Genomic DNA, 14159 nt, shown 5'->3' with positions numbered 1-14159 from the left:
GTTCTCGACTCCAAGGCCCCGACTATCCCGGTTGCAGAATACATCTACACCGAAAACCGCTACAAGCAGCTCACCCGTAACAACCCGGAAGTTGCCAAGAAGCTGGCCGACGACCTCCAGAAGGAAGTGGATGCACGCTTTGCATTCTACACCGCAATGTCTAAGGATACGGAAGGGTTGATCAGCCTGTAAAGAGGTATGAGGTCGGCACTCCGTGCCTTTGAGGTATGGGCTCGCTCGCGATGCTCGCTCTGAGGCATGAGTGAGGCCTTACGGCCTTTGAGGTTATTAGTAAGACGAGAGTCGAGAGAAATCTTGGCTCTCGTCTTTTTTATATATAAAGAAAGGGGGAAGCCTCCCCCTCGGCGACACTGTGTTGCCGCCTACCCTCTCGCCTAGGTGTCTCCGCCCCCTAAGACCCCCGCATTCTGCATAAACCGTTCAAACATTTGTAGGAGCGCTTTTGCATTTATACAAATGGCTGTCATAATTCCGCCCCAAAAAGAACTTTTCTATATTAGTGCCGCCAAAAACAACTTTACACATTTGAAATAAAAAATGAATAACCATAAATTATTTTTTATTCTAATTTCGATATTGTCATCTTTTGCAATAGGTTCGATTGTTGAGCCAAATCCATCAAAAATTTTTATCATGATGGATGCCTCTGACTTATGCTCATCAACATCAGATGTTACTTGGGATAATCTAGGCATTAAGAAAAATCTTTCCACTGGCGATGATTCCTATGTTTATTGTCACTCATATAGTATGACAAAAACACCTTCTGAAGCAGCGAATGAGCTTTTTGTCGGAGACAATTCCGTATTTAATAAAGCAACAACCAATTGGTTTGCAAATACAAAAAATGCGAAGATCGTTTCATTGAAAAAAAATGGCAAAAAGCTTGCCGACATAAAAAAAACAAATCCTGACCTAATCCCCTTTAAATTTGTTATTATTTCGGAAGGTGTTGCAGGTCTTGCAGTTCGTGAATATATTCAAAGCAGCAAATATAAAGGCGAAATTGAAAATGTAATATTTTTCAATACGCCTCATGAAGGTTCGGGTTTTGCCGATCAAGTCCTCTTGAATGGTTCTAGAGAGCTTGATAAAACAAAGTCTATTTCGGATTATACAAAACTAATCCCAATTATTTTGACCGCTTACTTAGTTGGCGGTGTTGGTCAATTGCAAGAAATATTAATTTCTTTAGTCAAGGAAGCCGTTATTGGGATTGCTCAAGATCCTGGTAGTGCGTCAGAAGCGGTAAGTCCAGCACTTGATAATTTTAAGAAATATAAAGCATCTATGCTATATCTCGCACAAGATGCAGATCTCAATGACAATGTATATAAAAAAGTTTTAGAAAAGGACAAATTGATTGAAGCTGCTGAAGAGAATATTGGAAGTCTACAGCTTCTGAACATAATGCCTCAAATGAATGGGTTCGCCCATCCTGACTACAACATAGTATTCTCTTATGGGTTGCCAACTCTTGGAAATGGTCGAAGGACTTTGTCTGATTTTGCAAATCAGCCCAAAAATCATGTCAATAAGCAAAAAATAGAATCCGCATTCAAGACTGCAATAGCAAATGCAGCAAATGAATACGGAATTCCTGCAAATGAAGATGATTTGAAAAAAATTGCAGAAGATGCGGCCAATGGAATAGCATCAACCGAACTTAAAGATTTTGCTAATAAACTATCATCTGCGTACGGAGAATATGGTGGCGACATTGTAGGATATGCAAGAGATATATCCACGCTTTCAAAATTAAAATACAATAAAGAAAATATTGCCAGTTCTATTTGGACTATAGTATCAACTCTTAGCAAATACTTGCCTGATGAATATAAGAATGAGCTGTTCTCGACATTCATCGAAGAGTATTCTACAGATATTTCCAAATTAGTTTCAGATGTCAATGAAATATCCGAAAAATTAAGGACCGGCAGAAATATGCTAGCGGGGAGTCTCTCTAATTACTCCTTGAACTTTTTTGATGACGGAACATTTGAGGTGCCATCATATAGCGCTTTGGGAAAAAATGTCCTAGCCTTTAAGGAAGCAAATGTTGCTCGTATCGGCTATTCTTTAAACGACTATGTAAAAAAGAACAGCGGAAATTACGAAAGTATTAAGGAGTATTTGGAACTTGTTGAAGACATCGGGGAACTGGAAAATCTTCGTAAGGATATAGATGTCGGCTTAACCGCGGGATGTCTTATAGCAAATGCACTCACTCCTGCGGCAGAAAAAGCTTGTAAAGCGGCCCAATTTGCCACAAATGTCGCTTTGATTACAGATATGAATTTAAAAATGAAAGACGCTATAGCCAAGACGAATCAGCTAGAAATAGCAAAATACATTGCTTTGAAAAAGGCTATCGATAAAAAAGAAAATACTGCAAAATTCAACGATTACCGTAATAAAGAACATTCTGTACCATACAATGATATGGAAAAGATGCTTTTTGGTACACCCCATGTTTCAATAGCTACGGTGATGAATGACAAGAAAATCATACCACTTGTTTTTAGTAGAACAACAGATAACAACGACATATATTCATACGCAGACTTAGAGAAACGGTTAAGTCCGAACGAGAAACCCTTAGCAACATATAATTTGAATAATCTTAATCAAATTAGTTTCAATTCAGAATCAACATCGCAAGCGTTTACTTTTAAAAATGTTGATTATACAAACGGCTATCGAAAAGTTCATTATTATAATTACAAGCCAATATATACAACCGGAGCTATAGAAGAAATTCGGTTTCAGATCGATGACTATCAACCAGACCAGTTCAATTCTATTAAAATTGATTTTAACACGAAGGTCCAATTTATTTTTGAACATTCAAATGAAAATGAATGGGCCGTTTACGTTGGCACAAATGAACAATATTCATACAATGAAAAACTTTCTGGAAATCCCGTACAAAAAGACGGCCTGTTTACCTTTAGACCGAGAACTTATGCTGAAAAAGCGGGAATTGGTTTAGAAGGTGGCGTAGAGGAGGATGGACCAAACATTGTCAATATTTTCATAACAAATAAAATTGGCAGGAAAAGCCATCATAAATTTGCGTTTTTCTGGCAAGCTACAGACCCTTTGATTGAAGAAAATTGGCCTAAGTCCTATGCTACAATTTCAAAACTTGATACTGTTCGAGCATATGTAAATAATCTGGGATATCCTTTTGTAGTTACCAAGGCAGAATTGTCCTTGGAAGGCTTGGATGGAAAAATCAAGGTGGAAAACATCCCGGTTGTGGTTTCTCCAAAGGACAATGAGTCTTTCCACCTCACTTCGGTTTTACGAGACGCTTTAATAAACAAGTCAATAGTCGATGGTGAATATTTAATAAAATGGAACATTGAAATTCAGCCAGAAGGATCTGATCCTCAAATACAATATCTGACAACCATTGTATATTTAGATACAACATCGCCAAATTTCATTCTGCATACATCCGATAAGGCTGTATCGCTTAATAAAAGTAACGATGTTGTTGGCGTTGTTGACTCCTTAGATGATAAATATCTTCGTGGAATTCGTAGTTTTATCGTTCGAAGAGGGACAAAAGATGTTGTCGAATTACTTCATAAAAGTCATTCCGCAGAAAATTCTTATTTAATTCGATGGAATGGCAGCGATGTCAGTTGGAATGGTTGGGCTGATTTATATGTCCAAGCTTACGATTTTGCGAACCCAAATAGCAATATTACAAAACTACTGTCAGATGTATCTCAGGATTCCGCAAAATCCTCATGGAATACGGTGCTCGACGCCAATGGTGAGTTTATTGAAGGCATAAACGGCAAAACCATGCATAAAGCAATATTGGTTGATAATATAGCACCGCATATACAGAATGAAGTTGTTTCGTACAAGAGTGAGCAAGCGGAAATTTCATCATTTAGTAAAAAATCAACGGACGCAAAAATAACATTAAATTCTAGGGACACCCTATTGATATCTTTTGACATTATCGAGAATTTACAGGAAAGAAAAACAACAGATATTTTAGTAGACATTGTTTTGGAAGATGAAACGAATAAATACAAGAAAACCTATACTTCTAGTTTTTCTGTAACAGATTCAAAAAAACGTTTTGAATTTATAGAACCAGATGCAAATAGAATTAAAGATGGAGTTTATTCTCTTTCAATTATATTGACCGACGAAGCAGGAAATATTTCAACAAAAAACTTTGATGACAAAATAAAAGTGGATAGAACGGCTCCAATTATCTCGACAATTGCATTGGGAGGTGTAGCCTTTAACAGCCTACAAGATCTCAAGCCTGCAAATACTTTTGTTAATCAAATTGATGACGACATCCGCAATCGTTCGGATTTGACATGTTATACAAAAGTTGTTATTAATGATGGATTCGCCAACTGGAATGAAATAAAAACTTTAGAGACAAATAGCAAAAACGGCAAAGAAAGTTCATATACATTTGATTACAAGCAATTTGTCAACAACGCAAAGGATGGATTTTGGTATATCTACCTAGGCTGCTTTGATGACGCCGGTAACTTTACCCAAAAAGTTAATTTCTTAGGAATGGGCAAACGCTACCCGCAAATCACTTTTCCAAATGATAATCTAAACGAAATCATATATGGTCAAGTTCTAATCAAAGGTATTGCTCCGAATCCAATTATTGATGGAAATGACAATTTAGGCGAAATCAAGATTTTGTGGAAAAAATTGGGGAATGACGATTCAAAATGGATGGAAGAAAGAATAACAAATCTTGTTTCGGATTTGAAGACTTCAACATCCGATAGGGATTTGGCCATTTGGAATGTTGATGGTCTTGAAGCAGGAGATTATGTCATCAAGCTTTCTGTAAGAGGCTGTAAAGAAGAAAATTGCGAATGGGTATCCACGGAAAGAATCGTATATGTAGATGATTCCGAAGAATCCCCTGATAGCAAGCCAGAAATAAAGGTTACCTTGCCCACGCATCATGTTGCTGGGGATAATCAATCAGCCTTCATCGAACTGTCTAATATCCCCGATTCATCGAATTGGTATGTCAAGGCTATTATAGAAGCTCCTTCTGGTTCAAATCCAAATGTCTATGCGAGAGCCTTGGAAACAACATTTGATCCCATGAGCATCTGCCCCTATACAACGGTCGCTGAAGCAGGCAAAAAAGGGTTGTCAGTATGGAAAGAAAAGGACTCCAATAATGAAGAATTTTGGAATATTCAATGGATTGGTTCGGCCGAAGGAGTTGTCGTTGATAGCGAAACAACAAAACGTTTACCCCCTCAATTAAAGTTAAACTATACAATTTCTAATGTAAGTTTTGACACAGAGAAAACAACACCTTCTACTTCCGACAATCCTCTTTCATATACAGTTGAATCTATTAAAATCGGGAACATTGAAACACCTGCTTATAACGCTGTTAAAACATGGGACCTCAACGGAAATAATGTAAAAATTCGCTTTAAAGCAGAAACAGGATTTATAGTTGACGCTTCATCTGTGGAAGGAAAATTTGAAAAAATATATAACATAAATCTTGACAAATATAAGGGTGAAATCGTTTGGAACGGTTTGATAAATAAGGTATATCCTAGTGGAGATCTCGCCAGAATCAGCGTTATTGCTTATGACAAGAATAATCCAAGTAATGTAATAAGTAAGAGTGAGCCTTGGTATTTGTCTTTTGACGACACAAAAATTGAAATTTCAGAAAACAGTCTCGAAAACTATTATATTGACTTTTTAGATCAATCGGATGTAACGACTCCTTTTGCCACAGCAAAATATGGTTTTCAGTTTGGACTCAGCGGACGGTCTGCTTATGTGACCATTGAAATACAGGATGAGAAAGGAAGCCATATAAAAACTTTAATGGATAATTCGTTTGTCCTTGCGGGGGCCTCCAACAAGGCAAATTCTGTTAGTTGGGACGGGTCAACAGAAAACGGATTTGTTGCGACGAAAAGCGGCAACTATAAAGTATATGTGGTAGCGAAGGATGAAAATGGCAAGATTTTTGACGAGAAATATCATTCATTTAACTTGGAAATTGCCGGCAATGTCTTTGATGCTTCAAAAGACGACTCAAAAAATGGAAGCCCTGCGGTTTTACGTATGGACGAAGCTATTGAAGGTCCTACGAATGTATGGCGTTATACAGGAAGACCCGATTACTTATTGAAAGCGAATGTAAGTGCACAGGTGCTTGAAGAAGGAGATCGTTCATTCACTTATCAATGGAACATTGCCAATGGAACACAGTATCCTTATGTCTATAAGAAAAATAGACCTAGTCTTGGCATTCATCGTAAAAGAAATGAATTTGAAGTCGCCATTGTTACATTGTTGGCAACCAAGGGACATGGTTTTGATGGTTGGTGCGACGAAAATAATAAGGCTTATGTATATACGGCTACATTAAGTAAGGAAAAATTTTCCAATAAAGATGGTGTTTCTGAAGCCGTTACAAAAGCCCTTAAAATGGGTAATAGTCAAACGGTTATTGGTTATGATGCTGGTGGAAAAGGACATGAATATGACATATATCTTAAAGTATTTGTCTTTCCCATAAGTGCTTATAAAGGTCTGTCCGGTTGGTTTTCAGATGGCCAAAAAATTGGGGAAATTAGTAATAACTTAGATTGGGGTAAAATATGGAATAAAACTTATAACGCTTCTCAAGTTGATAACTTCATTTATAATTCGTACACTTATTGGGGTAAAGTTCCTTTATGGGAACATGAAATAAAAAATTTCAAAAAATCATCTGATGATTTTGTTTTCTCCAACAAAGAATTACCAAACACCTGTGTACCTAAAAATTCAAAAAGTTTTGTTTGTGGATCAGTTGGCGACAAGAAAGAGGAAGACTATGATGTTCACAAAAACATGCTCAAAATGGAAGTATATCCAACAGATCGAGATAAAGGCTACGGAAGTGGTCGATATGGTGGAATATGTAACAATCGTGGGAGTACAACAAATTTAGATGTATCCGTAAAATTAACTATAAATCCAGAATATTGGGAACCTACTTTAGGAAATTACAAATGGGGATATAACAACCTCGCAAATCGATATGTTCGTTTTGACCCTACAAATTCATCGCTGTATGGTTCGGGATATCTTTCCTGGGTTTCAAAAAATCATCATTATGATGGCAATGAATGGAACCAAAAGGATGTTTTAGGCGGCATTACCGTTTTTGAAGCACTTTCGTTGCCAATGGAAAATAAAGTTGAAAATCCTCTGCTTTTCCCCGAAGAAGTAGGCAATTCCACAAACAACTACTCAAAATCACTATTTAAATGGCGTTTCTTTACCGACGTTGATGCAAATCCAGTTCATTTTATAGCTAAAGCAACCGCAGGATCTAATTCGAAAACTTTTTTGAGTAAAAATCAAAAAAATGAAGAAGAGTATAATATTTTTGACGGATACAAGACATTACCTCTAGACATTGAATTTAGCGTTGCTCCTGCCGTTTCTATAAGCGATGCAACTAGTGCAAATATGAAAGCCATCATCCAATCTTCTCAAGAGGTGGAATATCCATATTTGGGAAACAAAAAAATTACGGCTCCTGATGGTTATGTTTTCTATGGAGAAAACAGTTTCGTATCTCATGTACATACGGGATGGAACGAATGGGATGATAACAATTGGGATGATTTTATTGCGGTTAAGAAGAACGGATTCATCCGAAATCCATTGACAGATTCTCAATATAAAAATGGTATGACTAAAAAAACAGCAGAGAATGCCGTACCCAATCTAAAGGATAATAACATATTAAGCAAGATATTCCCCATAGACGAATCTAAAATAAAATGGAATAAATCGACTCTACAATGGGAATACGTGGTTTCTTTCATCGATTTTGATCAAGATACACATTTGAATAAAGGGCCTACAGGCGAACAAACCTTAATTGTTTCGCCATCATCGTGGAAAAGTGAATGTAAAGAAGATAATCATAAATGTGTAATCTCCAACAAAGGTTCCTTTGAACCGAAAGAACTGGCTTATATTCCTTCAAAGGATCATATCCAATTTGCCAGCGGATCACTAAATCATGATATTTCACTTGAAAAATTTATAAGTCAAAACGAGACGAATTCCATTTTATTGACACCTTGGGCTTTTATAAAAAGTGTTGAAAATGAAGAAATATACAAGCGTCCAATAGAAGGCGAATCAACGCTGCAGAAACATGAATACTTCAATGTAAAGTACGCGGAAAAACCTAATGGCAATGATATTGAACGCTTATTTGAAATTCGCCGTACAGATAAAGAGGATTTCCTTGAGAGAGAAGACGAAATTGTAACCTTGCGTGGTCAGGTTCCTGGAGACAATGTAGATTGGGCACTTTCTTATGTATGCAATGGTGTCCGCTACGGAATCAAGACTGGTACGCAAATCAAAAATTCAAAGGATAATCCATATCAATTTCTCGCTTATAAAAACGTCAATGAATTGCAGGGGAATACTTCTTTCTTCCTTACATATAAAGGAACTGGAGGAGCGACATATTACCGTCAGCTAGATGTTCACATGGGTGAACTTGTTAAAGCGAATGAAATAGGTCATGCAACGTCTATGTATGGTAATGTATCGGTCGATTTTCCTATGGGTTCCTGGGAAAACGATGTAGATGTGACTGTTCGTACCATAGATAATGACATGCTATTCGAAACATTTGATGGTCTTGCTCCTGTTGGACCCATTATTGAAGTATTGCCGTCCCATGAATTTCCTAAAGGCAAATATCCTACGATAAGCATGACTATTCCCATTAAATCATTAAAGGATGAAAAATTAGAACCCGCTGATGTTAAAATATTCAAGCCAGATTATAAGCTAAAGAAACTCATACCTTTAGAAACACAAATATCTGCATATCTTGATGAAAAAATACAACCATGCAATTCTTCAGAGAAGGAATGCGCTTATGTACAATTGTCCGCAGAAACACCGACCTTTTCCACCTTCCTTATTATGGATTCACAAAAGGCTGCTAATGTAGAGCCAAGGAATATAGACCCAGAGGAAATAGCCAATTTATCGTGTCAAGAAATGAACAAGGACACCATATGGATGGGAACCGATAATGGTTGGCTCGAATATCCATATCCGTGTTCAGGGAAAAGTAACTATCTATTGCAGCTTTCTGCTATTGACAATGTAGCTTCGGAACATCAAGGAATATCGACAGATCCAATAATATGGAATATCCGTAATTCGGATTTACAGATGTTAGATTCCTCCTACAATTCAATGATTGTGTACTACGGACTTGATGGCAGTACAATTCAAAAAATAGGCCCCGTTGTCAAGTTGGATTCGGTAGCTCCAGAAATTAAGGAACTCGATGTTTCTGTCGTTGAAAATGATGATAAAAAGAAAATTCATGTAGAAACAGAAATTATTGAATCGGGAAGCGAACTTGAAGCAATTACAATGGAACTTTTCTTTGCAGGAAATTTGATTGAGAGCAGGACTATTCCGAAAGACGGCCTTTTAATTCAAGATTTCGAAATCAGCAAGAAACAACTTTTTGAATGTGTAGGATGCAAAGCTTCTATTGCAGTCATTGCTCAAGATAAGGGACACAATTTTGACAAGGTCCTCAAGCAAAGCGAAAAAATCTATCCGTTCCCAAAGAGTCTTGTTCTGTGGTATCCAATGGTCGAAGGAACAGGAAGCACTGCTCAAGAATTAATGACCAAAGATACTCCCTATCCTATGGACATGTCCCTTTCTAAAGTAAGCAACCCATGGAATGGAAAATATGGAATCAATTTGTATCAAAAATCAGACGCCGCAACGAGTCTATATAAATTAGGTGTCACAGATTCATTAAAACCATTTAGTTTCGAATTCTATTTTAATGCTGGCTATGGCAAGCCTGGATTAGAAGCGTCTATTTTGAGTTTTGTCGGCTTAAATGGATGGAGTTTTGGAATCGGCTCCAAATCACGTTATTTTATCAAGGTAGGCTCCAAAACATTCTATTTTAATACAATTCGTGAAGCAAATGTTTCCACACACTTAACAATCGTTGTCAATGGAGACAGGGTTAGTCTTTACAGAAATGGAAATTACGTTGAAACCATAACATTAGACAACGATTTACAATATGGGGGTAACGGCAAACTTTCTATAGGTGCTTTGAGCGAAAATATTCGCAGTGCGGTTGGCAGTATTTCTAATTTACGATTCTATTCTTCTGCTCTTACTGAAAAACAAATAAAGAGTATATTTACGGGAATTTTAAGTGAAGAAGATGTCAACACAGCATCGGTTCGAGCAGTATCATTGACTGATAGAGAAGGCTTGATTGTAGACCAGTCCTGTTCAGTTCCTGGAATGTCGTATCTTCGTCTAAAATCACCAAACAATCAAGGCCATATGACATGGAAGGCTGATGTAGATGCAGACAACTACAGTTTCTATATACTTCACCGCAATTACGCTTCAGATTTGTCTTCGGTTAAAATAATAGTAAATGGAACAAGTGTTGGAACCTATAAGTTAAAATCCACAGGATTCTGGGAAAGCGAAAAAATTGAAGGTCTTAACATTAATTTGAAAGCGGGCATTAATGAATTTATAATACAGCCTATTGGCAACCTTGGAATTGCTGCATTAGCCTTGGCTAGCTCAAGTGCTAATATTGATGGAGAGCAAATGGGGTATGATGAAGCGTCCTGGACGAATCCATCTCCCCGTATAATCGTAAGAATGCACTACGAAAATCAGGGGGATGTCACTTGGGTAAGACCCCGATTCCAGCTTCAGAATTTGACGGGAACGAATTTCAAGGATGTCCGTATTCGTTACTACTACAATGGAGAAGGCGAGGCTGTTCAGGCAGTTTCGTTCTATCCCAATGCTCCGATGTCCGTTATTCCTGATGCGGGAAATACATATTACGGAGAACTGTCTCTGACAGAACCCATTCCAGCCTATGGAAGTCCTTATTATGGTAATGGACCCCAAATAGGATTGCATCGTACAGATTACTATTTCCCGTGGGATGCACTTGATGATCCTAGCTTCACAGATGGAGCGATTGACACTTTTGCAGATGCAGGGGGGGTTGCTGTTTTAGATGCAGAAGGATTCCTATTGAACGAATGGAATTGCTACGATGCTGATGGTCCGATAGAAAAGAAACGTAAGAGCGTTCGCGTCTTGGCGAAGGATGCTAAGGCTGGTTCAAATCAGTCAAGTCTCTTGACAATGCTCGCTGAGAATACTGGTGATACACCCATTGAAGGATTTGAAGTTCGTTACTATTATCGGGATGCAAGCGGAAAGCAAGAAGTTGATTACTATAGTAGCCCTTTTGCCGCTTCAAGTAAGATAAGTGCAGGCGGAGATCTCTACTATGTATCGTTCCTTTATACGAATACCATACTTAACCCTGGAGAAAAAACTGATTTTGGCAATGGCGTAAATTTTGAAATTCACAACCCTGGATGGGGTGTTGGTTTTGATGCAGAAGATGATCCCTCGCATCATGATTTAAATGAAGTAGAACTAATTGAAGCAGATTCTGCTGTCGTTCTGGATTTAAATGGAAATCTGCTTTGGGGGTACGCACCTCAACCACGGTTTAGCAGTCAATTTAAGACAAAGGACTCTTATGAAGATTTGATTGATGTCGATGGCGACATAATCTATGTGAATGTGACTGAAAAAGGAACTTATACACTAGAAACGGTAAATGCAATTGGTATGCCCCTTGTCTCTTTGTTCAATGGAATATGGAACGAGGGCGAACATTCTGTTTCAATTTCAAATTACACATTCACACCAGGAAGTTACCTTGTTCTCCGTCGCGGGAATGAGATTCTGTCCTGGGAAATATTCAAATAGGGAGTTCATTATGAATTCGACAACAGTATCTAGGTTTCTCCTAGAAAATAAAACAATCATTGCCATGGCTATGATTTGCTCATTCGTTATTATTCTAAATGCCTGCACAACCGATGCGGATGAGGGCTTTGATACAGCCTCCGTCTGCCCTTCAGAAGGAACGAACATCTATGGCATGCCAAATCGAGGAACATTCGTGGATGAACGTGATGGTCAGGAATATCGATATACAACAATCGGAAACCAGGTTTGGATGGCACAAAGCTTAAACTATGAAGCAACAGGAAGCTTTTGCTATGACAGTTTACCAAAGAATTGTGAAAAATACGGAAGACTCTATCGTGGTGAAAATTTAGATCATTTATGTCCTGCAGGATGGCGAATGCCAAAATCAAATGATTATGAAAATCTCCTAATTACAGTAGATAATAGAATGGACGTTCTCTCCACAGGATATTGGGAAAATATACAAGATACAATATACATCAACAAATGTGGGATGTCTTTAAGAGCAGGGGGATTTGCTTATTTAACAGAAAGCCGTAACGAAAACAATGATGTTTCTTTTTGGACAAATGAATCAGACGGTTCTGATTATTTTTTTACGTTCTATGTTTGTTATAACTACATGAGCATTTCTTCATTGGGGCATAGCATAGAAACAATGAAATATTACATTCGTTGCATAAAGGAATAAACATATGTATAAGAGAATCATTTTTTTTATCTGTCTAATCATTTCACAAACATTTTCACTAACTTTGAAACAGATTAAGGATAACCTAAAACTTAATTATATTCCCCAAGATTCCGTTGAACTGCATTTGCGTGTAATCGTCAAAACTTCGGCTTCATCAAGTCAAACAGATATGCATATTGTCAATAAAGGCACAAATAAATCCTATATGGAAATCAAAAGTTCTTTTTTAAATCAGCGAAGCATTGTAAATGGAGATAGAATGAAGATTGTTGATTTAGCCTCTAGAGAATATAAAATCGTTCACTACAACGGTGAACCACTTAAGGAATACTCTTACGGAAACTTTAATCCACTTGATTCAGGTAAATGGAATGCTCCGAAGTATATTTCTCAGGACTTATATCTTATTGAAGGCGATGCAGGGTCATTATTCTACAACAGCAAACGCAACCGCATTGAAAAAATTCACTCTATCAAAGATAAAGCGGATGTATTGACAACATTTGAATATGACGTAAATAACAACCTAAAAAAAATGGTTGTTTCTGTAGATGTGAATGGAATAGAAACCGTTGTTACTACTGAAATATTTAAAATGCGCAATTCAAAGAATTTCCCCGACAGATTATTTGATTTTTAGAAGAACTATAAACACTTTTGGAACAATTATTCTCTAATTCAGCGTTAGGGATCGTGACCCCTTGGGGCCGAGACTCGCGGAGCGAGGCTTGGTTCTGGGAGGCGAGCGGCAAGCGTTAGCGCAGCCGATTGCCCCCAGAATATAGCCCGCCCCACACGATAGTGTGGGGAACGCCCAAAAAGAAAATTCCTGTATCGGTAAGGACAAGAACGAAGAAGGCAAGAAGGCCATCAACATGGTGCCGCAGGAACCCATCAAGGTTCAGGAAGGCAAGTGCTGGGACTTCTTCGTTGACCTCCCCGAATTTGACCGCACCAAGGTTAACAAGAACCTTGTCAAGCAGGCTATGCTCCTGGAACCCCTGTTCGAATTCTCCGGCTCCTGCGCAGGCTGTGGCGAAACCGCTTACGTCCGTCTCGTTTCTCAGCTCTTCGGCGACCGCATGGTTGTCGCAAACGCAACTGGTTGCTCTTCCATCTACGGTGGTAACCTCCCCACGACTCCGTGGGCAAAGAACAAGGAAGGCCGCGGTCCGGCTTGGGCTAACAGCTTGTTCGAAGATAACGCTGAATTCGGTCTCGGTATGCGTCTTGCAATCACCAAGCATGCAAACCAGGCTGTAAGCCTCCTCGAAACTGTGAACGTTCCTGCTGAACTCAAGGCTAAGCTCACTTCTCAGGATCAGTCCGACGAAGCCGGCATCCAGGCTCAGCGCGCTAACGTTGCTGAACTGAAGGCAGCTCTCGCTGGTGCAACCGACGAAGCTTCCGTAAGCCTCCGCGACGAATTCGCCGACTACCTGGTCAAGAAGTCCGTATGGATCTTCGGTGGTGACGGTTGGGCATACGACATCGGTTACGGTGGTCTCGACCACGTCATGGCAACCGGTGAAAATGTGAACATCTGCGTCCT

At 38.5% G+C, this 14159-nt stretch carries 4 protein-coding genes and 1 pseudogene; all 5 read left to right on the top strand.

Annotation, left to right across the window (positions count from 1 at the left end; translation table 11 throughout):
- Positions 1–192: hypothetical protein (locus BUB73_RS16205; protein ID WP_139259260.1), on the top strand; the 192-nt coding region annotated here is incomplete at its 5' end.
- A gap of 366 nt (positions 193–558) precedes the next feature.
- A complete protein-coding gene (locus BUB73_RS16200) occupies positions 559–11907 on the top strand; it encodes a LamG-like jellyroll fold domain-containing protein (RefSeq protein ID WP_139259258.1) in 11349 nt (3782 codons plus the stop codon).
- A gap of 10 nt (positions 11908–11917) precedes the next feature.
- Complete coding sequence (locus tag BUB73_RS16195; protein ID WP_073287464.1) at positions 11918–12604, top strand: FISUMP domain-containing protein; 687 nt, start codon at positions 11918–11920, stop codon at positions 12602–12604.
- Positions 12605–12608: 4 nt separating this feature from the next.
- Positions 12609–13247, top strand: a complete 639-nt coding sequence (locus BUB73_RS16190) for a hypothetical protein (RefSeq protein WP_073287461.1) — start codon at positions 12609–12611, stop codon at positions 13245–13247.
- Between the two features lie 187 nt (positions 13248–13434).
- Positions 13435–14159, top strand: a pseudogene (locus tag BUB73_RS16185) (pyruvate:ferredoxin (flavodoxin) oxidoreductase); the annotation flags it as partial.

Origin of the sequence: Fibrobacter sp. UWH6 (assembly GCF_900142465.1) — a bacterium.
Classification (GTDB): domain Bacteria; phylum Fibrobacterota; class Fibrobacteria; order Fibrobacterales; family Fibrobacteraceae; genus Fibrobacter.
This window is presented reverse-complemented; position numbering and strand designations above follow the sequence as displayed.